20 protein-coding genes are annotated in these 23859 nt (G+C 59.9%); 7 read left to right on the top strand and 13 right to left on the bottom strand.

Going from position 1 to position 23859, the window contains the following annotated elements; all coding sequences use genetic code 11:
* Positions 1-600: 600 nt before the first annotated feature.
* From nadC to FH08_RS0122830, 5 genes are all read left to right on the top strand, one after another.
* Positions 601-1437 (top strand): carboxylating nicotinate-nucleotide diphosphorylase, encoded by an 837-nt coding sequence (nadC, locus tag FH08_RS0122810; RefSeq protein ID WP_031360573.1) that lies wholly within the window; start codon positions 601-603, stop codon positions 1435-1437.
* A 7-nt stretch (positions 1438-1444) separates the two neighbouring features.
* Positions 1445-3250 (top strand): phosphonate metabolism protein/1,5-bisphosphokinase (PRPP-forming) PhnN, encoded by a 1806-nt coding sequence (gene phnN / locus FH08_RS0122815; protein ID WP_063771224.1) that lies wholly within the window; start codon positions 1445-1447, stop codon positions 3248-3250.
* 111 nt (positions 3251-3361) lie between these two features.
* Positions 3362-4723 carry an MFS transporter gene (locus FH08_RS0122820; RefSeq protein WP_051888456.1) on the top strand — a complete coding sequence of 454 codons (1362 nt, stop codon included), beginning with the start codon at positions 3362-3364 and terminating at the stop codon, positions 4721-4723.
* Between the two features lie 341 nt (positions 4724-5064).
* Positions 5065-6342 carry an MFS transporter gene (locus FH08_RS0122825; RefSeq protein ID WP_031360576.1) on the top strand — a complete coding sequence of 426 codons (1278 nt, stop codon included), beginning with the start codon at positions 5065-5067 and terminating at the stop codon, positions 6340-6342.
* A 98-nt stretch (positions 6343-6440) separates the two neighbouring features.
* Positions 6441-8078, top strand: a complete 1638-nt coding sequence (locus FH08_RS0122830; RefSeq protein WP_031360577.1) for a methyl-accepting chemotaxis protein — start codon at positions 6441-6443, stop codon at positions 8076-8078.
* A 53-nt stretch (positions 8079-8131) separates the two neighbouring features.
* On the opposite strand, the gene FH08_RS0122835 is transcribed toward FH08_RS0122830, so the two are convergent.
* The 3 genes from FH08_RS0122835 to FH08_RS0122845 all read right to left on the bottom strand — a co-directional run bounded on the left by FH08_RS0122835 (position 8132) and on the right by FH08_RS0122845 (position 10927).
* The gene (locus FH08_RS0122835) at positions 8132-8860 is read right to left on the bottom strand and encodes a cytochrome c biogenesis CcdA family protein (protein ID WP_031360578.1); all 729 of its coding nucleotides are present in this window, start codon (positions 8858-8860) and stop codon (positions 8132-8134) included.
* Positions 8860-9249, bottom strand: coding sequence for a thioredoxin family protein (locus tag FH08_RS0122840; RefSeq protein ID WP_031360579.1), 390 nt, complete (start codon positions 9247-9249; stop codon positions 8860-8862). The genes FH08_RS0122835 and FH08_RS0122840 overlap by 1 nt, the downstream gene beginning before the upstream one ends.
* A 196-nt stretch (positions 9250-9445) precedes the next feature.
* Positions 9446-10927: an HD domain-containing phosphohydrolase gene (locus FH08_RS0122845; protein ID WP_031360580.1), complete on the bottom strand. Its 1482-nt coding sequence runs from the start codon at positions 10925-10927 to the stop codon at positions 9446-9448.
* A gap of 153 nt (positions 10928-11080) precedes the next feature.
* Between FH08_RS0122845 and FH08_RS0122850 the strand changes: the two genes are divergently transcribed.
* A complete protein-coding gene (locus tag FH08_RS0122850; protein WP_031360581.1) occupies positions 11081-11872 on the top strand; it encodes an alpha/beta fold hydrolase in 792 nt (263 codons plus the stop codon).
* 159 nt (positions 11873-12031) lie between these two features.
* On the opposite strand, the gene FH08_RS0122855 is transcribed toward FH08_RS0122850, so the two are convergent.
* Entirely contained in the window at positions 12032-12940 is a 909-nt protein-coding gene (locus FH08_RS0122855; RefSeq protein ID WP_031360582.1) for a LysR family transcriptional regulator, read from the bottom strand.
* Between the two features lie 104 nt (positions 12941-13044).
* On the opposite strand from FH08_RS0122855, the gene FH08_RS0122860 reads away from it, so the two are divergent.
* Positions 13045-14112, top strand: a complete 1068-nt coding sequence (locus FH08_RS0122860) for an SDR family oxidoreductase (protein ID WP_031360583.1) — start codon at positions 13045-13047, stop codon at positions 14110-14112.
* A gap of 27 nt (positions 14113-14139) precedes the next feature.
* Here the strand turns inward: FH08_RS0122860 and FH08_RS0122865 are convergent, their stop codons facing one another.
* From FH08_RS0122865 to sdhA, 9 genes are all read right to left on the bottom strand, one after another.
* On the bottom strand, positions 14140-14667 hold the full coding sequence (locus tag FH08_RS0122865) for a DUF2889 domain-containing protein (protein ID WP_031360584.1): 528 nt from the start codon (positions 14665-14667) through the stop codon (positions 14140-14142).
* Between the two features lie 4 nt (positions 14668-14671).
* A complete protein-coding gene (locus FH08_RS0122870) occupies positions 14672-15490 on the bottom strand; it encodes an HpcH/HpaI aldolase/citrate lyase family protein (protein ID WP_031360585.1) in 819 nt (272 codons plus the stop codon).
* A 21-nt stretch (positions 15491-15511) separates the two neighbouring features.
* Complete coding sequence (locus FH08_RS0122875) at positions 15512-16261, bottom strand: GntR family transcriptional regulator (RefSeq protein ID WP_031360586.1); 750 nt, start codon at positions 16259-16261, stop codon at positions 15512-15514.
* 71 nt (positions 16262-16332) lie between these two features.
* Positions 16333-17523 carry a CaiB/BaiF CoA transferase family protein gene (locus FH08_RS0122880; protein WP_031360587.1) on the bottom strand — a complete coding sequence of 397 codons (1191 nt, stop codon included), beginning with the start codon at positions 17521-17523 and terminating at the stop codon, positions 16333-16335.
* Positions 17520-18704, bottom strand: coding sequence for an acyl-CoA dehydrogenase family protein (locus FH08_RS0122885; protein WP_031360588.1), 1185 nt, complete (start codon positions 18702-18704; stop codon positions 17520-17522). The genes FH08_RS0122880 and FH08_RS0122885 overlap by 4 nt, the downstream gene beginning before the upstream one ends.
* Positions 18705-18743: 39 nt before the next feature.
* Positions 18744-20126 carry an MmgE/PrpD family protein gene (locus tag FH08_RS0122890; RefSeq protein ID WP_031360589.1) on the bottom strand — a complete coding sequence of 461 codons (1383 nt, stop codon included), beginning with the start codon at positions 20124-20126 and terminating at the stop codon, positions 18744-18746.
* Positions 20123-21469 carry an MFS transporter gene (locus FH08_RS0122895; RefSeq protein WP_051888457.1) on the bottom strand — a complete coding sequence of 449 codons (1347 nt, stop codon included), beginning with the start codon at positions 21467-21469 and terminating at the stop codon, positions 20123-20125. The genes FH08_RS0122890 and FH08_RS0122895 overlap by 4 nt, the downstream gene beginning before the upstream one ends.
* Before the next feature lie 129 nt (positions 21470-21598).
* Entirely contained in the window at positions 21599-22099 is a 501-nt protein-coding gene (locus FH08_RS0122900) for a MaoC family dehydratase (protein ID WP_031360591.1), read from the bottom strand.
* Between the two features lie 240 nt (positions 22100-22339).
* On the bottom strand, positions 22340-23859 hold a 1520-nt coding region (sdhA, locus tag FH08_RS0122905; protein ID WP_031360592.1), incomplete at its 5' end, for a succinate dehydrogenase flavoprotein subunit.

Here is a 23859-nt window from a genome sequence, read left to right on the forward strand (position 1 = left end):
GCATGTGATTTTCGATGGGGTATTCCCTTAAATGAGGCGTTTTCTAAGGGTTTTCACCAAACTAAAGCATCCATGCACCAACAAAAATATACTTAGATATCTTGCCAAATTATAATGTGAACACTAGACTTTTAGATATCAAAAGCAACCTGACGCCGCGCTTCGGAGGAGTCGACCAGATGACAAATATCTTGCGTGCCGGGCAGATTGCACCGCCGTTGCTGCAACCCACGCTTGCTGCACGAACCGGATCTCGAACGCCTGGCGTCGGACGCGTTGTTCTCGGGCATTTACTGGAAGCACCAGATGCAAACGCGACGCTGGCTGAGACGAACTTTGAGTTCGTCACGGGCGCCGCCGTCTGTTCAACCTGCTTGGTGTCCGGGCCTGACCTGGATTTTGAGCGTAGACGCTTCAATCGCAGGCGGAAACGACAGGCACAAAAAATTAAGTAAGACGCTTCGCCGGGCGTCCACTATTGCGCTCTAAATCTTATCTATTTCGTAGTCCGACATTTTTGTAATGTTCGACTTCAGAGGCACTTCTTCTGATGCCCTCGTCGAAAGAAACAACCTTTTTTTCACACACTTGGAGACTGACATGTACGACGTATTTCAAACGGATCGCCTGATTGACATGTGGCTGACCGAGGACATTGGGTACTGTGACCTCACCGCACAGGTCATGATCGAAGCGAACGAAACCGGTGCATTCTTCATGAATGCACGCGAGGATCTGATCGTGGCGGGTATCGACGTCGCAGCCCGCGTGTTCAAGCGCTACGATCCAACGCTTGAAGTGGTCGTACGCGTCAACGATGGAGACCACGTAAAGAAGGGTGCTGTGCTTCTTGACGTACGGGGAAATGCGCGAAGCGTACTGACCGCCGAGCGAACGGCACTTAACATCCTGCAGCGCATGTCAGGCATTGCCAACCTCACCGCGGAGTATGTCAAGGCAGTCGCGGGAACGCGCGCACGATTGATTGACACACGCAAGACAACACCCGGTTTGCGCATGCTGGAAAAGCATGCGGTGACCTGCGGCGGGGGCTTGAACCATCGCCTCGGACTTGATAACGGCGTGATGATTAAAGACAATCACATTGCGGTTTGCGGCGGAATCATGAAGGCTGTGCAACGTGCGCGTCGCCAATTGCCGGTGTTGACGAAACTCGAAGTGGAATGTGATCGCATCGAGCAGGTCGAGGAGGCGCTGGAAGCCGGCGTTGACGTCATCATGCTGGACAACATGTCCGTCGAGGAAATGACGAAGGCCGTGGAGTTGGTCAATGGCCGTACGAAGCTTGAAGCGTCCGGCGGTATCAACCTCGCAACAATCGGGGCAATCTCCCGGACGGGCGTCGACTATATCTCCACGAGCAAGATAAACCAGGCTTCCGTGTGCGTTGACATCGGTCTGGACGAGGCGGAGTAATACCCTCATGTCCGACGGAATCTTCTTTTTTGTGGTCGGCCCGAGCGGCGCCGGCAAAGACTCTCTGATTGACGGAGCGCGTGACGTTCTCAGCGATTTCGTCTTTGCGCGTCGAGTGGTTACCCGGCCTCACGGCTCGCCGGGCGAGGATCACGAAGCGCTTAATGAAACTGAGTTCACGCGGCTCGACTGCCAGGGAGAATTCCTTATTACCTGGTCGGCACACGGACTAAGATACGGTTTGCGTCGTGATCTCCTCGACGCCCTTTCGCGGGGACGTCACGTCATTGCGAACGGTTCGCGGGCAATGATCGACGTGCTTTCAACCCGCGTGCCGCGGCTGGTTGTAGTCGAAGTGAGCGCGCCCGCCTCCGTACTGGCGGGAAGAATTCTCGCTCGGGGCAGGGAAACGCCGGAGGAGGTTGAAAAACGTGTGACGCGTCAGGTCGAAGCCACCGCTGCTGACGTTGAGGTCCTGAAGGTCATGAACGACTCAACGCTTGAGCAGGGGATCGAACGTTTCGTCGCAGCGCTTGGCCGCGCCACGCAACCTGCTCCGCCCAGCATGCGCGCCTTGAAGGCGAAGATCGCGGGCGATGCACTGAACGAGGCTCAATATGGCGCAGTGCTCGACGACATCCTTGCCCTGCGTTATTCGGACCGGGACATCAACGCGTTCCTTTTGCATGCATCGCAAAACCTGTCTGACACGGAAGTGCTCGCGTTGGCAAAGGTGCGTTGCAAGCTGACGCCACGGATCGTTTGGGACGAGCCGATACTCGTTGACAAGCATTCTATGGGTGGCGTCCCCGGTAGCCGGATCACGTTGATCGTCGTACCTATTGTGGCGGCGTTCGGGCTTGCAATGCCAAAGACGTCATCGAGGGCAATCACCTCTGCCGCGGGCACTGCCGATGCGATGGAAACGGTTGCGCGTGTCGATCTCACCAGCTCAGAAGTACGTCGTTGCGTGAGTCAAGCGCGCGCTTGTATTGCGTGGAACGGACGGTTGAATCACTCGTTGATTGACGATCGGATCAATGCATTTACCAGACCACTGGGCCTTGATTCAAACCGCTGGTCTGTTGCTTCGATTCTATCGAAGAAGTGGTCCGCAGGATCCACCCATGTCATCATCGATCTTCCTTACGGCCCGCATGCCAAGCTAAAGGATGAACTCGAAGCGCGCACTTTAGGTAAGCTCTTTGAGTCTGTTGGCGCGGGCCTGGGATTGCACGTAAAGGCGATGGTCACCGATGGCAGCGGCCCAATCGGGCGGGGCATCGGACCTGCGCTCGAGGTACGGGACGTTAAGCTGGTCCTGGATAACGATCCGGATGCGCCCGCCGACCTGCGGAAAAAAGCACTCCGTTTCGCGGCGGAGATTCTTGCCTGGGCGCCCGCCGTCGGCACTGTTTCCATGGGCCACCAGATTGCGGAATCGCTGCTTTCCTCCGGCCGGGCCCGAAGTGCATTCGACCGAATTGTGGATACTCAGGGTCGGCGCGTACCGCCGGTTTCGCCGGCCAGGTTTGTACGAACGGTTGTGGCGCAAGAGGGAGGCGTCGTCTCCGGCATCGATGGCTGGGCCATAGCGGGAATCGCGCGAAAAGCCGGTGCTCCGGCGGACCTCGGCGCCGGCGTTGATCTTCTCGCAACGGTGGGTCAGTACGTCGAGCCCGGGGACGGACTATTTAATATCCATGGCGCTGACGAAGGGCTTGTCTCGGCAGCGGCTTTGCTGGCGCAAACAACGCGCACGCATGATGTCTGCGTTGAAAGCAGGAATAGCGCGCCCCTCCCCTCCGCTTAGCGCATGCCGATGAAGCGCATGACGATGACGAAGGGCAGGTGATTGGCAGGACCGCATCGGTAGCAGTGATTCCATAAAAGCGCGTCGTTAATTATCTTTGGAGCAGTGAGAATGCCAAAAAGAATCGGCAATTTACGATGGGGGATAGTGTCGTTGCTGATCGCTCCCATCACCTTCGTCATGACGCTGGACCGCGCTGCGATGACGATCGCTGCACCGACGATCCAGAAGGAGCTGGGTCTGTCACTTGTAGAGATGTCAGTGATCCTGACCATCTATTTCTGGACGTACGCATTGGGACAGATCCCTGCCGGAAGACTGGCAGAGCGGCATGGGTCCCGGAAGGTTCTGTTTGGGACGAGCGCGCTTTGGTCCTTGATGATGATAGTGACGCCGTTCGGCGTAGGCTTTAACTGGCTGGTGGGCTGCCGCGCCCTGCTCGGAGGCGCACAATCTGCGGACTGGTCAAGCGGCGTGCTTGCGGTGAAACGCTGGTTCCCCAAGAGTGAACGCGCGAAGGGGAATTCCTTCCTCCTGGGTGGGCTTTATCTCGGACCTATCATTTCCGCGCCCCTTACTGCCTGGATGATTTTGCAGTTCGGCTGGCACTCCGTCTTCTATGTGTTCGGCGCAATCGGCCTCGTTTTGGGCGTTGCCTGGTGGTTCGGTTATCGCGATGTGCCCGCGCGTCATCCCCTGATTACCACCGATGAAGCGACGTATATCGCTGCGGGGCAATCGGAACCGGAGGCCGTCGCTAAAGGCGTATTCCTGAGGTGTCTCCGGCATCCACGGTTCTGGGTTTTCGGTATCCAGTACTTTCTGTTAGTCCTGATCCAAAGTTTTTACACGACCTGGCTGCCCACCTATCTCATGCGCGCACGTGGACTCTCTCTGAAGTCCATGGGCTTTGCGGCATCGCTCCCATGGATCGCCGTGTTCGTGGCGGTGTTTGTGGCGGGGATCGTATGCGACAAGATATTGAAGCGCACTCAATCTGTCTGGGCCGCTCGCGCTCCAGTCGCCATGGTGGGATTTCTTGTTAGCGCCGTCGCCCTTTGTCTGGCTTCATGGGCCGTCAATATTGCGGCCGTCGTAGGTTTCCTGTGCCTGTCTTTCGCCGCGGTAGGTTTTGTGCAAGTCGTCGTCTGGTCGGCAGCCCAGGACCTGGCACGAGATTTTACCGGCGTGATGTCCGGCTGGACTAATCTGTGGGGAGCCGCATCGAATGTCGCGGGACCCGTTGCCGTCGCTTTCATGGTGAAGCTCACCGGTAACTGGGGGAGCGCCCTGGTAGTCATCGCACTGGCGGCAGCGGTAGGCACGGTGCTCTGGTTGTTTGTCCATCCTGAGAAGCCGCTGTTCGACACGCAGCAAGCTCCCGTTGCCGCCCCGCCTAAAGAGCACGTCCAGCAAGTGGCAAGCAACAGCGACTCGATCAGCGATTTGACTTCGGAAGAAGCGCGCCCTTGATGTCTGTTACCCCCGGGTTGCAGGTCGACGGCTTCCCGGGGGGCATTTGAGTTGGCTTCTATTCGACTTGAAGTTTTCTCGTTGCCGCAGCGCGAACTCTGACCGTCCCCACCTTCAGTAGAAAATTTCGCTCAAGTTTCCCCGATGGCTGTCGATATTGTATGAGGAATACAGTACTTAAGACATTGTCGCGGCCACCCTCATCCCCAACATTCAAGGATCGGCACACCGGCAGGATAAGGCGTGAACGCGACGGAAATCAGGCATCAGGCATCTGGCATCACCGATGCCGCCGGTAGACACAGCGAACCGTGTGGCTACACGTTGTGGGGACTTACACCATGTTTCGCCGCGTCACCACGAAGGTACTTTTCCTCCTATGCGTCATGTACTGCATTACGTACATAGACCGCGTGAACGTCAGTACCGCGGCCGCGCAGTTCGGTAAGGAATTCGACCTCTCGCATACTCAGATAGGCTTCGTTTTTTCAGCCTTTGCGTATCCGTATCTCGTCATCCAGATCTTCGGCGGCTGGCTTGCGGATCGCTTTGGTCCGCGCCGAACGCTGACCATCTGCGCGTTCGTCTGGGCCGGTGCGACCGTGCTGACGGGACTGGCCGGTGGTCTCGTGTCGCTGGTATTCGCCCGCCTGCTGCTGGGTCTCGGTGAAGGCGCGACCTTCCCGGCGGCCGCCCGCGCAATGTCAAACTGGACGACGCCCGAGCGCCGCGGCTTCGCGCAAGGCATCACCCATGCCGCCTCGCGCATTGGCAACGCGGCCGCGCCGCCGCTGGTGACGTGGCTCATGCTGACCACAAACTGGCGTGGCGCATTTGTCATTACCGGCATGGTGAGCGTACTGTGGGCGCTCATCTGGGTCTGGTATTTCCGCGACAATCCGCGCGAGCATCGCTCGATGAGTTCTGTTGAAGCCGACCGGCTGCCTGCCTACAACCTCGCGAAGATAAGCGGCCGCGTGCCCTGGCGCGCGCTGCTTCGACGCATGCTGCCCGTCACCGCGGTGTACTTCTGCTACGGCTGGGTCTTGTGGCTCTTCCTCGGCTGGGTACCGCAGTATTTCCAGCATCAGCACATGCAGCTCGGTAAATCAGCGCTGTTCGCGTCAGGCGTATTCCTGACCGGCGTGCTGGGCGACTGGCTGGGCGGCGAGCTGACCGATTTCATCATGCGTCGAACGGGCAACCTGCGCCTCGCGCGCAACGTCATGGTCTCGACGTGCATGTTCCTCGCGCTGCTGTCGCTCGCGCCGATCATGCTGGTTCATTCGCTGTCGATTCCTCTTGCTGCGCTCGCGCTGTCGGTGGGCTTCTTCTTCAACGAGATGACAATCGGGCCGATGTGGGCCGTGCCCATGGATATTGCCCCGCAATACGCGGGCACCGCGAGCGGCATCATGAACATGGGCTCGGCGGGCGCGGCGATTATCAGCCCGGTGGTCGGCGGCTGGATCATCGACCATACCGGCAACTGGAATCTCCCGTTCATTGTCTCGATGGCGCTGATGCTGAGCGGCACGCTGCTCGCTTTCGTGATGCGGCCGGATCGGCAGTTACCGGGTGAAGCGAGTAGCGATGCGCCCTCTACCGGGTACGCCTGACGGGGTACTTTAAACAACCGGCTTCGAACAAAACAACGGCACTGCGCGTAGCGCAACGATACGCATGCCAATCGCGCAGTAAAAAAGGGGAAGAAGAAATGCTGAGAAACCTGTCGATTCGCGCCTGTCTGAGCGCGATGATTGCCTTCTTCGGCGTGGTGCTGCTGCTTGGCGCCGCGGCCGGCCTGCTGTCGCTGCGTGCAAGCAATGCGTCGCTACAGCAGATGTACACGGTCGATACACCCGCCGTCGCCGACCTGGAGGGCAGCGCAGGACAGTTGCTGCGTCTGCGGCTGGCGCTCGCGACCTACGCGTCGCTCGTCGATCTCAACGATCAGGACGGCGCCGCCGCGGTGCTCAAACGCTTCGACCAATATCTGAAGGTATCGAACGATCGCCTTGGGCACTATGTGAGCAACGCGGGGACGGACGACGACGAGCAGCGTCTCATCAAGGACATGCAGGACAAGCGTGACCTGTTCCTGCATAACGGGATCGAGCCGGCCATGGCCGCGCTGAAGGCCGGCGACAAAACCGCGTTCCAGCAGTTGCAGGCTCACCAGCTCCCATCGCTCTATAACGGCTACGAAAAGGCGATGCTCACGCTGGAGCAATTGCAAATCGATCACGGCGCACAACGCTATCAGGACGCGCACGACCGCTTCTATGCCATCAGTACTGCCGTCGCGGTGGGCATGGTGCTGGCGCTGCTGTTCTCGTGGCTCGGGCGCGTCGTGCTGGTGCGTGCGATCGTTCACCCGGTCGATGCCACCATCGCGCAATTCGAGCGCATTGCGAGTGGTGACCTCACCGGTCGCATCGACGTGACGAGCGACAACGAAATGGGCAAGCTGGCGACCGCGCTGCGCAAGATGCAGGACTCGCTGATTGCGACGGTGAACACGGTGCGCGCGGGAACGGAATCGATCGACACGGGCGTGCGTGAAATTGCATCGGGCAATACCGATCTGTCGCAACGCACCGAGGAACAGGCGGCGTCGCTGGAAGAGACCGCTGCGAGCATCGAGGAACTTAACTCCACCGTCAAGCAGACTGCAGAGAACGCCAGGCAGGCCAGCTCGCTGGCACAGGGCGCGTCGAGTCTCGCCGCCGAAGGCGGAGAGTTGACCCAGCAGGTGGTCGGCACGATCCATCAGATTGTCGACGACTCGCACCGCATGGCGGATATCGTTGGTGTCATCGAAGGCATTGCGTTCCAGACCAATATCCTTGCGCTCAACGCGGCGGTAGAAGCGGCACGCGCAGGCGAGCAAGGGCGTGGCTTTGCCGTGGTGGCGAGCGAAGTGCGTTCGCTCGCGCAGCGCAGCGCTGCGGCCGCCAAGGAGATCAAGGGCATGATTGAAGAATCGACGGCGCGGGTCCAATCGGGTGCACAACTGGTCGAGCGCTCCGGCTCGACCATGACTGAGATCGTCAAGGCCATTGCTCGTGTCAGCGCGATCATGAGCGAGATTGCTGCGGCGGCGATCGAACAAAGCTCGGGCATCGATCAGGTCAACATAGCAGTCGCTCAGATGGATGAGGTCACGCAACAGAACGCCGCGCTCGTCGAACAGGCAGCCGCTGCGGCGGGCTCGCTGGAGGATCAGGCGCGTCGGCTCACGGCGGCAGTGGACGTGTTCCGCACGGAAGCGTCCCGGGCGTCAAACGCGACGGGCGTTCACGGGCGCGGCGTTGAACTGGAGCGTGTAGCGCACAGCTTGGCGCACTCCTGATATCGAATTATTGTGCGCAACCCGAGGCTTCTCATTCGCACTGAATAACGGGCTTATATCGATGTCGTCAGCCGGGTCAGCCACATCGGCGAGACCGACAGCAGCGCCGACTCTATATTCCTGTCATACCCCAGGAAAATAATGACGCCCAGCACGACAAACAACATGCCGAGCGCAGTCTTGGATACCTTTCCCAATGACGCGAGCAATCCGCGCGACCGAAGCAGCGAGGCGCGCGATACGCTGCCGAGCACCAGCAGCGGGACACCTGCGCCCATGCCAAAGACAATCATGAGCAACGCTATCTGCCCCAGGTGGGTACCTTGCGCGGCGAGCGTCGTAGCGGCGCCCAGCGTCGGTCCAACGCACGGGCTCCAGACCAGTCCCAGCAACAGTCCAATGCCAAACTGCGATACAAGGCCGTCACCACTCAAGGAGCTCAACGCACCCTGCGCTACGTTGCCCACCCGTGAACCTAGCATGGCAAAGGCGGCTGACAGGCGGCTGGACAACATCACAATCCCGAACACGGCCATCAACGCGGCCGCCACCCGGCGAAATAACTCGGGATCGAGCCCGGCATTCGCGCCAAGGTTGGCGAGCACCGTGCCAACGGCAGCGAACGACAAACTGCGGCCGCCCGCTAAAGCGAGCGTGCCGAAGCGGTGTTTCGACAGTGCGGACGCAATGAGAATCGGGATTAGCGGCAGCACGCAGGGCGACAGTATCGATGCCGCCCCGGCCACGAATCCCAGCACATAAGTGCCGAGCCCGAAGTCCATCAAAGGGCTGATTCGAACGTCTTTCGAATAGCGGGTTCAGTGGTTTGACCGGTGGACCGCGCGACCTCGTGGCCTCCCTTGAATACGACGAAGGTCGACTGCTGAGTGATGCGCAGGCTCTTCTTCAACGCGGTTTCCGTGTCGTAATCCGCCTCGAAGACAGTCAGTGATTTGAATTCAGCATCCGATGAGAGCCGGTCGACAATCGGTTGCTGGATCTTGCAGGTCGGGCACCACGTCGCGTGCAAATACACAACCGTTGGCTTACCGGCGGCAACCTGCTGGTCGAATTGGGTCTTGTTGTAAGGCGCCTCCCCGGCGAAGGCGATGTTCGCCAGCGTCAGCAACAGGGACCCCAGTGCCGCCCGTCCAATGATCGTTTTCATCATGTCGTCCGCCTGTTTAATTCGTCACTAAGGCCGGTAAATGGCCAGCAAATGGAAATTCGTCGATGAGGCAACGATGGTTACAGCGCGACAGAAAATAATTCGCGCCTGATCTGGAGCCGATGCGCTGCTTCGATCTACCCATCGATATCCGTTAACCGGCCCCAATCTCAGCGCGGCCGGTTGAATCGCCTCGACATCAAATCAATTTAAGCGTCGACGCCTTCAAAGTGGCCGCCGCACGCGTCGAGCATTCGAGCTTGCGGAACACGCTTTCGACGTGCGTGCGCACCGTGCTGGGACTCAACTCCAGCGCCTTTGCGACCTCCTTGTTACTGGCGCCCAGGCTGATGTGACGAAGCACCTCCGATTCACGAGGCGACAGCAGCGTGCCTTGAGCCGAGCGGGGTTTAACCCAAATTCCGCCGCCGTCATACTCGTCATGTTCATTCGAGATCAGCGCACTGACGGCATCGGCATTGAAGCGCTCTGCCGACGCCTGCTCACGCAGCAGTGTTGCGGCATCTTCGGGGGAAAGGGCCTCACGCCAGGGACGCTTCGAGCGCAACGCGACCCAGGCGGCGGCGGCAGCAAGCACCTGGCCTTCGCGAGCTATACCCTCGCCTGCCACGCCCCGAAAATAGCCCGAGCCGTCCATCCGCTCATAGGCAAGCGAAGCAATCTCCGATTCGCGAGCGAGGCCGCCGATCTGCTTGCCCGCCCGTGCAGTCCAGTAAGGGACCAGCCGCACTTTCTCCCAGGCTGCCGCGGGCAGACGACCCGGCGTGTTCCATATCGCATTCGGGACAGCTGCGCGTCCCATGCCGTGGATCAAACCGGCGAGATACACGCGGCGCTCTGTCTCCTCACCCAGGCCCAGGCGCGCGCAACACGCGGCCGACGCTTCGGCCACGCGCCGTGAATAGCCTGCCATCCAGGGCAGCTTCAGGTCGATCACATCGGCGATGATTTCCGGCGCACTCGTTTGCTGCATCGGCTGGGTATGCAGGGCGTCGTCGGGCGTCGACGCACTCCACTGTTCGAGCTCGTCCAGCCACTCCGCCGAGCGGGACAATGCGAGTTGCGCGAGCGCGTGCGGATACTGATGACCGGCCTTCTGGGTGATCAACGCTTTCGCCTGCTCCACCCCATAGATCCGGCTAAAAATCTCGATATCGCCGGCCAACGCGACGAGAAAAACCGCATCCGGCACGTTGGCGCCTTGTGTGCGGTTCGGAAAACCGCCGCCGTCCCAACTTTCGAAAATGTGCCGCAACGCAACCTGGGTGGCGCCGGCCAGTCCGAGCATGCGCGCGACCTCGCCTGATACCTCGCAGTGAATCTGCGCCAGCGGCGTGATTGCCGCGCCAAACCCTCCCGGTGATTCATCGTCGCCGGCCCATCCAGGACGCATCGCAAGCATATTCGCCCTGCTGCCGATGTCGTCTCCCAGCCACTCCGAGAAACCCGCCGCGTTAGCCGTGCAACCCGACCAGCGCAGCAGCGATACCTCCTTGACGACGCCGCACTGCATGTCGTCGTGGCCGGCGTCGGCGGCGAGCCGCGCGGCGATCCAACCGGTTCGCATCGAATGATCGGTTGGCTGCCCCATGCTGAGGTCGCCGACGAATGCAAGCGCCTTGACGGCGTCCAGCACCCGGATAGCAGATACGTCTTGCATCAGTTTCGCCTCATTTTTTTCGCTGCTCACGCATGGCCCCCGTCTGACCAGACTCGGTCATTTGACCGATACAAGGGCTCGCCCAATCAGCGCATTCTCCACTCCGCGCACTAAATTCCTTCCCAAGCCTATTTCTTCAAGAGGATTTACATTATGAACACGCTGCTTAAAAAATGCCTGGCCGCTACGCTCTTGCTCGGTGGCCTGATGTCGCTCTCAGCATTCACGCCGGCGAGCGCCGCGTCCGCACCTGACGATCTGAAAGGCAAGAATGTGGTGCTGGTGCACGGCGCGTTTGCCGATGGATCGAGCTGGGACAAGGTTATCCCCATTCTGCAGGCGAAAGGCTTGCACGTGGTGGCGGTGCAAAATTCGCTCAAGTCGCTCGACGACGATGCAGCGGCCACGAAACGAGTGATCGAGCAACAGAACGGTCCCGTCATCCTGGTCGGCCATTCATGGGCCGGTGCTGTCATTACGCAAGCCGGTAATGACGACAAGGTCAAAGCGCTGGTGTATGTTGCCGCTTTTGCGCTCGACAAGGACCAGTCGATCAACGACGTCCTGAAGGGGAAGCCGGCGCCGTCATGGGCGTCCGCGCTGCAGAAGGATTCGGCCGGATACCTGACACTTTCGACCGATGCGATCATTCACGACTTCGCCCAGGACCTGCCGGTTGCACAAGCCCGCCTGGTGGCCGCGACTCAAGGTCCGTGGTTCGCCGGGTGTACCGACGACAAGGTGACCGAAGCCGCGTGGCATAACAAACCGTCGTGGTGGGTATTGACTGAAAAGGACCGCATGATTCCCCCGGCTTTGCAGAGCGCAATGGCGCAGGAGATCGGTGCGACGGTTGTGAAGGTTGATGCAAGCCACGTTGCGATGTTGTCAAAGCCGGCAGACGTCGCTGCGGCAATCATCGCTGCGGCGCGAGCAACGCAGTAAGTCGGTTGGAGGCTCCAGGCGAGGCTCTTGGCCATCGCTCGCCGGGAGCCTTCGCCTTGAGTCATTACGACGCTCGGGGCATTGCGAGCTCAAGGCAAGGTGAAGCGTCATCTCGCCAGCGACGGCAGTGCCGCGATCGCAATCGCGATCGCAATCGCATCACTGCACCGCGAGCGATGCCCTTAGCATTTCCACCACTGCAGCCACTTTCGGCGTCAATTGACGTGCTCTCTGCCAGATCAAGAATAGCGGCAGGCCGTCGGTTGCGAAGTCGGCAAGGACCTCGACAAGCCGGCCGGTACGCAACCTGTCATCCGCCAGCCACGTCGCAAGTTGTGCAATACCCAATCCCGCCTCTACGGCTGCGAGCAGAGCCTCTGCGTCCCCAAACACAAGGCGATAAGACATCGCGCGTTTCACGACAGAGCCACCTTCGGAAGCAAAGGTCCATGAACTGACGGTTCCATCGGGCCTTCCATAACAGATGCAGTCGAGCTCGATAAGCGCGTCGGTAGTCGTCGGTAAACCCCGGCGTTCAAGATAGTCTGGCAACGCACAAAAGATGAGACGCTCGTTGCCGACATAGTGATGCGCGACCGATGCGGGCCACTCACTCATTGCGCCAATGCGCACTGCCACGTCGACCCCTTCTTCGACAATATCGACAAACCGGTCCGTGAACGTCACGTGCGGCAGCAGATTGGGATAGTGCTCGCAGAGTCTCGTCACTATCGGCAGCACGGCAAGACGACCGAACGTCGCCGGCAAGTCGATGCGAATGCGCCCCATGGGTTCGAGCTTTTGAGCAGCGAGGATTGCTTCAGCTTCAGCGAGCTCGCGCAGTATGCGCACGCACGTTTCATAGAATGCCGAGCCTGCATCCGTGAGCGCAAGAGAGCGTGTCGTTCGCTCAAACAACCGCACGCCTAGGCGCTCCTCCAGCCGCGCCACGCTTTTGCTGACGGCCGAACTTGTCAGGTTGAGGCGCTCGGCGGCCGACGCGAAACTGCCCGAATCGGCTGCATAAACAAACGGAGCAATGCCCTTCAGGCTTTCGGCGGATGACATGTCATTAGTGAAAATGTTTCCTGAATAGGATGAAATACTATCGTGAATGACGACCCAGCTATCGAATAAGCTGTTTTCTTTCCACTTTTCCCTGGTTATTCGCCATGCAAAAACGCGCTTTGATCGTCGGTGCCAGCGGCGTGATCGGCACCGCGCTGTCCGAACATCTGCTAGCTACTGACTGGACCGTGACCGGCCTTTCGCGCGGACGCGGTACGCTGACCGCGGGCGTGCATGCGCGCACAGCCGACCTCACTGCGCCGGATGAAGTCGCGTCTGCCTTGAACGATGTGAACGTGGACGCCGTGTTTTTCACTGCCTGGGCGCGGCAGGCGAGCGAGAAGGAAAATATCCGCGTCAATGGCGCGATGGTAAGCAACGTCCTGAACGTCGTAGGTCCATCGCTGCAAAACGGTCATGCGGCGTTGGTCACGGGCCTGAAGCACTACCTTGGCCCATTCGAGGCTTACGGGACAGGCGCCGTCCCCAAGACTCCGTTCCGTGAGGAGCAAGGCCGTCAACCGGTCGAGAACTTCTATTACGAGCAAGAGGACAGGCTGTTCGACGCAGCCTCCCGCTTCGGCTTCACATGGAGCGTGCACCGGCCGCACACCGTCATTGGCTACGCGCTGGGCAACGCGATGAACATGGGTGTAACACTCGCGGTGTATGCGACGTTGTGCAAGCAGAGCGGCCAGCCGTTCATATTTCCCGGCTCCGCCATGCAATGGAACGGACTGACGGATATGACTGACGCCCGCCTGTTGGCACGACATCTGGAATGGGCGGCTAGCAGTGAGCAAGCAAGGAACGAAGATTTCAATGTCGCAAATGGCGATGTATTTCGATGGCAGTGGATGTGGTCGCAGATCGCGGACTACTTTGGCATCGAAGCCGCACCGTTCGACGGCGTGACGCGTCCGTTAGAAAGCCGGATGCAGGACGGTGCACGGGAATGGCAGGCTATCGCCAAGCAATATGAACTCAAGGAGCCGGTGATTGAAAACCTCGCATCCTGGTGGCATACGGACGCCGACCTTGGACGGCCCATGGAAGTGGTGACCGATATGTCGAAGAGCAGGAAGGCAGGCTTTTTGGCGTACCAAAGCACGCTGGATGCATTCATTGACCTGTTTGAGCGGCTAAAGGTCGAGCGGGTCATTCCCCGATAGGGCGCGCTCTAAAGGCCTCGGCGCGGGTCACGCTTCATTTTCTTTCGCCCGATACCACGTCGGGTAGAACGTCTTCACGGCGTCCCCGTCGGTTCGCAACGCGTGGCAGCCATCGAGTTGGAATGGTTGCTGGTCGTTCGATGCGTTGATCTCCTCGCTCATGGTCTGGAACGCGGCGGTCGCCACCCCGCCGATCAACTCGGTCAAATGCGTGCAGCCCTTCGTGCCGCCGAATAACGCACGGGTCTCGCGCGTAAAACCAGCCTTCAGCGTCAAGCCGATCAGCTTCTTATATTCCGGTCCGATCACATCGCAGAAACCGGGATAAGGGACGACTTCGGATTCCGCGTGGGCATCGACGATCAGGAAATCCGTGTTGACCGTGATCCGCAGGCGCATCTGATGAATCGCTTCACCGGCGAGCCGCACAACGCCGCTCGAATGGCGGTCGTAGGTCTTCGTATCCTTGAGCACGCCCTCAATGTCATACAGGCCGTCCGCGCGGCGAAAGCCACTCAATTCGATACGGCGCACATGGAGAAGTTGACGTTCCATCGGCCTAATGCGTGAAGCTTTCGATGATGCGTTTTGCCCGATCGACAATGGGTTTGTCGACAAGCTTTCCATCAACTGCAATTGCGCCCTTCGGATTCTCCGCGAGCTTCGCCAGCACACGCTCGGCCCACGCAAAATCCGCGTCGCTAGGCGCGAAGCCCTGGTTCACGGCCTCGACCTGGCGCGGATGAATACAGAGCTTGCCGCCGAAGCCAAATCGCCGGCCGGCCGCGACATCCGCGGCAATCAGATCAGCGTCGTCAATCGATAAGGTCACGCCGTCAACGGGCGCTGGCAGTCCGGCAAAACGCGACTCGATCACGAATTGCGAGCGGACATAATCGAGCTCACGGCCGCTGTCTTCCACGCCGGCATCGACGCAATAATCGAACGAGCCGAATGCAAGCCGCGACACCGACTTTTCATGCGCGATACTGCGCATCTGCACGACGCCGACCACGCTCTCGATCAACGCAACCAGCGACACGCCTTCGCCGCAACGCAATGCAACATCGGCCAGCTCGCTCGCCACTTCGGCCTTGGGCACCATGACGCGCGAGACCTGCGACGCGCGCACCATCTTCACATCGTCTTCGTGCCACGGCGTGCCGAACGCATTCACGCGAATCATGACGCGGGGCTTGTCCGCGTTCGCGAGACCAGACTCAAGCCACGTCGCAAGACTCTCGCGCGCCTGGATTTTTGCATCGGGTGCGACTGCATCTTCAAGGTCGATCACGACCTGATGCGCGGCCGTCGCGAGCGCCTTTGAAAAACGTTCCGGGCGATCTCCGGGCACGAAAAGATAACTGCGTACCGACATATCTGTCTCCTGAATAAGGGGTTATCCGGCATTCCAGTCACGCTGGAAAGTCTCGGAATAACTGAATCGGTCGGCCGGATGAATGCTGATCGCTGCTTCGACCACTTCGCCGCGTTGATTGAGGTATCGGCGGCAAAGCCAGAGCGCAGGCGTTCGCGGCTTGACGTTGACAAGCGCGGCGATAGCCGAAGGCATGGCGATGGCCCGGATCTCCTGCTGCACCTGGGCAATGCGTTCACCAAACTGCTTCTCGATCAGCGTATAGATCGGCACATGCGATTCGCTTTCGTGCACCACCAGCGATCGAAATGCCGGCTGGATCCAGACTTCCGTATGACAAATCGGATCAGGACTGTCGCCCGAACGCCGCAAGCCCGCGATCCGCAGCCACGTTTCGCCAGGCCTGGCCTTCAGCATGTCGCGGATCCCGGGGTCCCGGACCTCCGATGTTTCCTTCGATAAAATCTGCAGGACGGTATCGGCCGTATAGCGATGCAAATCGCTCAGTTGCTGCATGACTTGCCGATACCCGCCCTCGGATCGCACGGCTTTCACGGTTGTGCCCACCCCGGCCTGCCGCACGACCATGCCCAACTGCACCAGTTGCTTCACCGCTTCGCGCACGGTCGAACGGCTGGCGCCGAACTGCTCGCACAGTTCGAACTCGGTCGGAATAGTGGAACCGACTGGAAAGCGGCCGCTCTGAATTTCATTGAGAAGCGTCTGCGCTAATTGCATGTAACGCGGTTGCTGACCCAGGACTGTGACCATCGGCTCTTGCGTGAAGGTAGGTGAACGGGATGAATGCGCCCGTCCAGACTCGTCGCGCAACACTTCGGCGTTCATTGCACGACGGCCTTCTCGCGGAGCGAGGCGATCCGATCAGCATCGTAACCGAGTTCCGCGAGCAACCTGTCCGTGTCCTGCCCCAGATCGGGCGCCGCGCGCAACGGCAACGGTTCATCCACGCGCACCGGCGCCGCCACACCACGAATCTTGCCGAAGCGCGGATGCTCGGCATCGACCACGCCCTCGCGCTCGGCCACGAACGGATTGTCGAGCGCCTGCTTGACGTCATAGACCGGCGCAGCGGGCACGCGGCCGCCAAAACGCTTCAGCCACTCTGCCGTGGTCGCGGTGGACAGCGCCGCGTCGAGCTCCTTTTCCAGCAAGTCGCGATTGGCCAGCCGTGCCTTGAAATTGTTGAAGCGTTCGTCCGTGACCCATGACGGTTTGTCGAGGACTTCGGCCAGCACGCCCCAGAATTTCTCCTTGTTGCACATCAGGAAGATCCAGCCGTCCTGAGTCTTGTACAACTGGCTCGGCGTAAGCGATGGATGCGACGACCGGCGATCGCGGCCGGTCACGACATCTCCGTTCAGGTACCACGTCGCGACGTAGGCAAGATTGTGCATGGCGACATCGAAGAGACTGACGTCCATGTCGCGGCCAATGCCCGAAGCACGCGCCTGCACGATTCCCGCGAGCAGCGCCATGGCGGCCGTGGTGCCGGTCATCAGGTCGATGATCGACAAACCGAAGCGCGCCGGCGGACTATCCGGCTCGCCCGTGACCGACAGATAGCCGGCCTCCGCCTGCATCAGGTAGTCATAACCGGGCCACGACGCACGGCTTCCCGTGCGCCCGTAAGCCGACAGATGGCCGCAGACAATAGCCGGATTCGCTTCCTTCAACTGGTCATAGGTCAGCCCGAGTTTGGCCGGCAGGTCCCCACGCAGGTTGTTGAAAACAGCGTCGCTTTTCCTGACCAGATCGAGCAGCACCTGGCGAGCTTCCGGCTTCTTCAGATCAAGCGTCAGGCTGCACTTGTTGCGATTGAACGCCTCGAAGAAATGGCTATCGCCTTCGCCGAAAAAGTACGGACCGACCGCGCGGCCAACGTCGCCGCCTTCGCGGAAATTCTCGACCTTGATGATTTCCGCGCCGAGGTCGGCAAGATGCTGGGTCGCGAACGGACCCGCGCCGTATTGCTCGACCGCGACAATACGCACACCGGAGAGCGGCAAAGTCATATCGGATTCCTCGCAATCAAATTCTTGGCAATGATGATTCGCTGCATCTCGTTGGTGCCTTCGCCAATGCATAACAACGGCGCATCGCGATACAAACGCTCGACGTTGAATTCCTTCGAGTAGCCGTAGGCGCCATGAATCCGCATTGCCTCAATGCTGTTTTCGAGCGCCGCCTCGGTGGCGAAATACTTCGCCATGCCGGCTTCCATATCGCACCGTTCCCCGCGGTCATACGCAATCGCGGCCGCCTCAGTCAACAAGCGCGCCGCCTGCACCCGGGTTGCCATTTCGCCGAGCTTCAACGCAATTGCCTGATGCTCGCAGATCGGCTTGCCGAAGGTCTTGCGTTGCTGCGAATAGGACACGGATTCGTCGAGCGCAGCTTGCGCCACGCCCACACCGCGCGCCGCTACATTGATACGGCCCAGTTCGAGTCCGCCCAATATCTGCTTCAGGCCGCGCCCTTCTTCGCCGCCGATCACTTGCGACACCGGCACGCGAAAATCCGTGAAGGTCAGCTCGCACGTATCGATTCCCTTGTAGCCCAGCTTTTCAAGCTTGCGGCTGACTTCGAAGCCGGGACCTTTTTCGACGATCAGCAGCGTCATGCCCTTGTGACGCGGCTGCGCCTTCGGGTCGGTCTTCACCAGCAGCGCAAGCACGTTGCCGTGCAGGCTATTCGTGATCCAGGTCTTGCTGCCGTTGACCACGTACTCATCGCCTTCACGCCGTGCAACTGTACGGATCGCCTGCAGGTCCGTGCCGCAATCTGGTTCCGTCAAGCCGATGCCGCCGCGCAACTCACCCGTGGCCATGCGCGGAAGATATTTGCTCTTTTGCTCCGCGGTGCCGTTGCGCTGCACGGTCATCGCCATGATCAAATGCGAGTTGATGATGCCGCTTACCGACATCCACACGGCCGAGATCCGGTCGACAATCTTTGCGTACGTCGATGTCGACAGACCCAGGCCTCCATACTCCTGAGCGATCAGGCAGCCGAATAACCCCATCTCCTTCATCTTCCCGACGATCTCGTGCGGGTATTCATCGGCGGCTTCGAGCGCATGGACATACGGCTTGACTTCGGTCTTGAGGAAGCGGTCAAGCATGTCGAGAATCAATACTTCGTTTGCCCTCGCCTCTTCCGCTGTTTCTGTCGTTTCTACATCGATGGTAGCCATGAAATCTCCTGCCTTGAAGGCGAAGGCTTGCAGCAATAATTAAAGAGGACGACGCAGCACGCCTGCCAGCGTGGACACCGGCGTGCGTTCGAGATCGAGAACCGCGTCGCGGACCTGAGCGGCACGTTCGTGCGAGACCGCGCGCTGGGCGTTGTCGAAGAACTTCGCGACGATGTCGTCGTTGCTCAGCGGCCGGTCCGACGAGCCGCGGTTGATCGCTTCGCGATGGACCAGACGGCGCCCGTCGCGGGTAAAGACGATCACCTCGCCGGTGTAATGGCGCGGGAATGTGGATTCGTGATCGACTTCGTAATTGACGCGTTGCGCCAGCGACAACACTGCCGGGTCGGCGAGCGAAGCGTCGTCGAGATCGTCGAGCGTGAAGCGTCCCTTCAGCAATCCGGTCGCCACGATGTACGGAATGCTGAACTGCGCGTCGTAGCTGTTCGACGGACGCTTCTTGTTCGCTACCGGCTCACAGACCACATCAACGGTCGGACCCGGCACACGCACGATCACGTTCTCGATCTCATCACCGGTGAGGCCGTACTGCTTATGGAGCTCGACGGCGGCATCGGACGAGGCATGGGTGAAATGGCAAGCGGGAATCGGCTTGAGCGCGACATGATCGATTTCCCACTGCTCTCCCAGCCCGGCTGTCGCGATGGAAAGATCCGGCATGGCGTCATCGCTCAGATGCAGCGCAAAGAGGCCGTAGCGGCCTTCGTACGGCGCGCCCGGACCTACGAAGCCGTGCTTGGCCAGCGACGCCGCCACGGTGCCGCTGACGGCGGCCCACCCTGGGTGCAGGCGCTTGGTCCACGCGCCGTCCTGCAAAAATTCAAGACTGCCTGACGCCATGGACAGCGCAATCCCCTGCGCATGGGTCGCGCTTGCTTCGTCGAGCCCCAGCAGGCGCGCGGCGGCCAGCGTGCAGCCGAATGTGCCTGCAAGCCCTGTCGGGTGGAAGCCCGCTTTGTGGAAACCGCCTTGCGCAACCGCCCCCACTCTCGTGGATACCTCCATGGCGCAAAGATACGCGGTGAGCAGATCTGCACCGCTCGCGTTCTCGCGCTCGCCGAGGCCAAACACGCAGGGCAACGCGCTAGCGGTCGAATGGATGACGCCACGGGCATGGGTGTCGTCGAAATCGAGACCGTGGATCAGGAGTCCGTTCAGGAGCATCGCGTCGCGCATCGCGAGACGTTCCGAGTGTGCGAACACCGACGCGTTGCCGCTGCCGAGTTCCTGCATGGCGGCCAATGTGATGCGTGAATAATTGAACGTGGTGGTCGCGAATGCGAGGCCGATGCTATCCAGCATCAGATGCTTGGCACGTTCGCGTACCGATTGCGGTACATCCGGCAGTTGCAGGTTCGTCGTGAAGCGCGCAAGCGCGGCGGAGATGGAAGTTGGGTTCACCGTGCAATTCCTTCTTGCTTGAAATCGAGGTTGGTATCGAGTGCATCATCATCCGGTGATGCCTCTTCGAGCGAATACTGGTTCGCATCCACACCGAGCGAAACGATCGCCACGATCAACAGGATCAGCACCCCTGACACCATGCCAAGCACGCCGAACAATCCAAACTGGGCATACAGCAGCACGGCAACATAGGAAGTGGTCATTGATGCAAGCCGGCCGCATACGCCTGCCGCACCCGTTCCCCGCAAACGCAAGGCGGTGGGGAACAACTCCGGCACATAGCCAAAAAGCCCGAGCGTGACGATCGCGAAAATGCAGCTCACGAGCACGAAGCCGACGCAAGCAATCGCGGCGTTGGCGACCATCTGCGGATAAATGAAGCCGAGCACGATCGTCATGATCGAGAAGAATACGAGACCCTTCGCACGCCCCAACCGGTCCGCACAGAGGAAGCCCAGGACCGCGCCAAACGGAGCGCCGAACGACATCAGCGTGGTAAAGCCAAGCGAGGTCACCACGTCACGCCCTTCCTTCACAAAGAAGGTCGGCAGCCACGCCACGAAACCGTACACGGCGACATTCACCGCGATCGCGGTCAGGGCAGCGGTCAGCGTGCGGCCGATCATGCCGCGCCGGAACAGCGCGCTGAACGGCAATTGCGGAACCTCGAGATTCTGCGTACGAGCGCATTCAGGCAACGGCCCACGCTGCTTCGACACCTCGGCTTCGATCGCGCTCACGGTGCGCTCGGCATCATCGAGGCGGCCGACCGACTCGAGCCAGCGCGGCGACTCCGGCATGCTGTGACGCAGCGCCCAGACGATCATCGCGCCGACGCCCGCAATGGCGAACATCCAGCGCCATCCCAGCGTCGGGATCACGACATAACCCACGCTCGTTGCGATCACGAGGCCCGAGTTGACAATCAGTCCGAGCAGCGATATCCATCGTCCGCGATACGCCGGCGGGATGAATTCGCACAGCGTTCCGGCGGCGACGACCAGTTCGGCGCCCAGCCCGATGCCCATCAGGAAACGACAACCGATCAACCAGTAGATGCTCGGCGCAAACGCGGCTGCGATCGACATCACGCCGAATAGCGCGAGGTTGAACTGATACGAAGAGCGGCGTCCAAAGCGGTCACCGAGATACCCTGACAAGCCCGCGCCGATCACCATCCCGCAGAATCCCGCCGACACGAACAGCGCGTTGAGATGCAGCGTCGAGAAGCCTTGCTTCATCATCGCGGCCGCTACGCCGCCGGCGAGATACACGTCGAATGCATCGAGGCACGCGCCCGCGCTGATGAGGCCGAGGATCTTCCAGTGGAAAGCAGCCATCGGCAATCTGTCTAGCCGCGCGCCTGAGCTTACGAGTTGATTCACAGTTGTCTCCTTACTGTGAGAGAGAGATGAAACGCCGTTCGTTCTTGGGCCGAATCGACATTCCTTGCGGGCTGCGGCGCTCTGCTAGTCCCCGGTGCCATAGCCTTTTTTAGCGATCAACGCGGTGCGTACAAAATCCATGACAGGGGTACCGTCTTGTTTGAATGCGCGCGTATGGACGGTGACGATCCCTTGCGTGGGACGTGACTTCGATTCGCGTTTTTCAAGCACTTCAGATTCGGCGTACAACGTATCGCCGCAAAATACGGGACCTGTCAGCTTGATTTCCTTCCAGCCAAGATTCGCGATGGCCTTGCCGCTGACATCGTTCACCGACATGCCGAGCACGATCGCAACCGTCAGGCCGCTATTCACCAGCAATTGCCCGAACTCGCTTTTGGCGGCATGCGCGGCATCGCAGTGCATCGGGTGGAAGTTCATTGTCAGCAACGAGAAATGGATGTTGTCAGCCTCGGTGATCGTCCGGCCCGGCCGATGTTCGTAAATATCCCCGACCGTGAACTCCTCGAAATAGCGCCCATAACTCGCGCGATACCGTTGCTTCCCCAATTCTTCGGCTTGCATGTTCAGCGCTCCTGTCTCAATTGTTTGTTTGTACGGACAAAGTATCTTCCCGAACAATCTGTCCGTCAATCGAGGGTATCTACCGAGGAGTGCAGTGCGGGTTTTATATGAGGAATAGAGCCTGAATGTGGGTCTTATGTGACCACTACCCGGCTTGAATGGCGATGTTTGGACGAGAGGTAGTTGAGTGAAGGGGCATCCATCACAACAGAGGCATGTCTCGAGCGCCTTGGACCCCGCTCAGAAGGTACGCGCTTTCGGCGGAATCGATTCAACGGTCAACGGTTGCATGTGCACCGGCTTGTAATCGATGCGGTCGCCGCGGCTGAACCACAAGGTATGCCGAAGCCAGTCGACGTCGTCCCGGTCCGGGAAATCGGCGTTGGCGTGTGCACCACGACTCTCTTTGCGTGAGTCCGCGGACACAACGGTGGCGCGTGCCGCTTCGATCAGGTTCGCCAGTTCCAGCGCTTCGACCCGTGCTGTGTTGAACACCTTCGACTTGTCCTTCAAATGGACGTGATTCGTGCGCTCGGTCAGTTCCCTGATCTTCTCCCGACCCTCCTGGATAAGACTTGTAGTGCGAAACACCCCTGCATGGGCCTGCATGGTCGAACGGATGTCGTTGGCTATCGTCTGTGAGTATTCGCCCGACGTCGATTTATTCAGCTTGTCGAGACGCTCAAGCGCGAAATCGGCGGCATCGGCCGGCAGCGGCTTTTGCTCCCTGATTTCCTTCACGTGCCTGGCGATGTGGTTGCCCGCTTCGCGGCCAAACACCACCAAGTCCAGCAGCGAGTTCGTGCCGAGGCGGTTCGCACCGTGCACCGACACGCACGAACACTCGCCCACCGCGTAGAAGCCATTGACCGGTTCTTCACTATCCTTCGACGTGCCGACGACCTGCCCGTGAATGTTCGTCGGAATACCGCCCATCTGATAGTGAATGGTCGGCACGACCGGGATTGGTTCCTTGATGCAGTCCACGTTCGCAAACTTCAGCGCGATCTCGCGGATCGACGGAAGACGTTTCATGATGGTCTCGGGACCGATGTGCGACAGATCTAGCAGCAAGTGGTCCTTGTTGGGTCCAACGCCGCGCCCTTCCTTGATCTCTTGTCCCATGGAACGACAGACCATATCGCGCGGCGCCAAGTCCTTCAGCGTCGGCGCATAACGTTCCATGAAGCGCTCGCCGTCCGAGTTGCGCAGAATGCCGCCTTCGCCGCGCACTCCCTCGGTAATCAGCACGCCCGCACCCGCGACTCCAGTCGGGTGGAATTGCCAGAACTCCATGTCCTCAAGTGCAATGTCCGCGCGGGCCGCCATGCCGAGTCCGTCGCCGGTATTGATGAACGCGTTCGTCGATGCCGCGAAGATCCGGCCTGCGCCGCCCGTGGCGAACAGCGTGGTCTTGCCTTCGAGAATGTGGACGTCGCCCGTTTCCATTTCCATGGCAGTCACTCCGAGCACGTCGCCGTCGGCGTCGCGGATCAGATCCAGCGCCATCCATTCAACGAAGAAGTGCGTCTTGGCTGCGACGTTCTGCTGATACAGCGTGTGCAGCAACGCATGGCCGGTACGGTCGGCGGCGGCGCAAGCGCGCTGCACCGGTTTTTCACCGTAGTTCGCCGTGTGCCCGCCAAACGGACGCTGATAGATCGTGCCATCTGCGTTGCGGTCGAACGGCATGCCCATGTGTTCGAGTTCGTAGACAGCGCCAGGCGCTTCACGGCACATGAATTCGATCGCATCCTGGT

Source organism: Caballeronia sordidicola, assembly GCF_000729995.1.
Classification (GTDB): domain Bacteria; phylum Pseudomonadota; class Gammaproteobacteria; order Burkholderiales; family Burkholderiaceae; genus Caballeronia; species Caballeronia sordidicola_A.

What these genes read in the sequence shown, in the direction of transcription:
- FH08_RS0122835 (WP_031360578.1), bottom strand. Translation starts at nt 8,860, where the DNA reads ATGGACTTCGGGCTCGGCACTTATGTGCTGGGATTCGTGGCCGGGGCG.
- FH08_RS0122820 (WP_051888456.1), top strand. Translation starts at nt 3,362, where the DNA reads ATGCCAAAAAGAATCGGCAATTTACGATGGGGGATAGTGTCGTTGCTG.
- FH08_RS0122825 (WP_031360576.1), top strand. Translation starts at nt 5,065, where the DNA reads ATGTTTCGCCGCGTCACCACGAAGGTACTTTTCCTCCTATGCGTCATG.
- FH08_RS0122860 (WP_031360583.1), top strand. Translation starts at nt 13,045, where the DNA reads ATGCAAAAACGCGCTTTGATCGTCGGTGCCAGCGGCGTGATCGGCACC.
- FH08_RS0122870 (WP_031360585.1), bottom strand. Translation starts at nt 15,490, where the DNA reads ATGTCGGTACGCAGTTATCTTTTCGTGCCCGGAGATCGCCCGGAACGT.
- FH08_RS0122850 (WP_031360581.1), top strand. Translation starts at nt 11,081, where the DNA reads ATGAACACGCTGCTTAAAAAATGCCTGGCCGCTACGCTCTTGCTCGGT.
- FH08_RS0122900 (WP_031360591.1), bottom strand. Translation starts at nt 22,099, where the DNA reads ATGCAAGCCGAAGAATTGGGGAAGCAACGGTATCGCGCGAGTTATGGG.
- FH08_RS0122880 (WP_031360587.1), bottom strand. Translation starts at nt 17,523, where the DNA reads ATGACTTTGCCGCTCTCCGGTGTGCGTATTGTCGCGGTCGAGCAATAC.
- FH08_RS0122855 (WP_031360582.1), bottom strand. Translation starts at nt 12,940, where the DNA reads ATGTCATCCGCCGAAAGCCTGAAGGGCATTGCTCCGTTTGTTTATGCA.
- FH08_RS0122830 (WP_031360577.1), top strand. Translation starts at nt 6,441, where the DNA reads ATGCTGAGAAACCTGTCGATTCGCGCCTGTCTGAGCGCGATGATTGCC.
- nadC (WP_031360573.1), top strand. Translation starts at nt 601, where the DNA reads ATGTACGACGTATTTCAAACGGATCGCCTGATTGACATGTGGCTGACC.
- FH08_RS0122865 (WP_031360584.1), bottom strand. Translation starts at nt 14,667, where the DNA reads ATGGAACGTCAACTTCTCCATGTGCGCCGTATCGAATTGAGTGGCTTT.
- phnN (WP_063771224.1), top strand. Translation starts at nt 1,445, where the DNA reads ATGTCCGACGGAATCTTCTTTTTTGTGGTCGGCCCGAGCGGCGCCGGC.
- FH08_RS0122885 (WP_031360588.1), bottom strand. Translation starts at nt 18,704, where the DNA reads ATGGCTACCATCGATGTAGAAACGACAGAAACAGCGGAAGAGGCGAGG.
- FH08_RS0122840 (WP_031360579.1), bottom strand. Translation starts at nt 9,249, where the DNA reads ATGATGAAAACGATCATTGGACGGGCGGCACTGGGGTCCCTGTTGCTG.
- FH08_RS0122895 (WP_051888457.1), bottom strand. Translation starts at nt 21,469, where the DNA reads ATGGCTGCTTTCCACTGGAAGATCCTCGGCCTCATCAGCGCGGGCGCG.
- FH08_RS0122875 (WP_031360586.1), bottom strand. Translation starts at nt 16,261, where the DNA reads ATGGTCACAGTCCTGGGTCAGCAACCGCGTTACATGCAATTAGCGCAG.
- FH08_RS0122845 (WP_031360580.1), bottom strand. Translation starts at nt 10,927, where the DNA reads ATGCAAGACGTATCTGCTATCCGGGTGCTGGACGCCGTCAAGGCGCTT.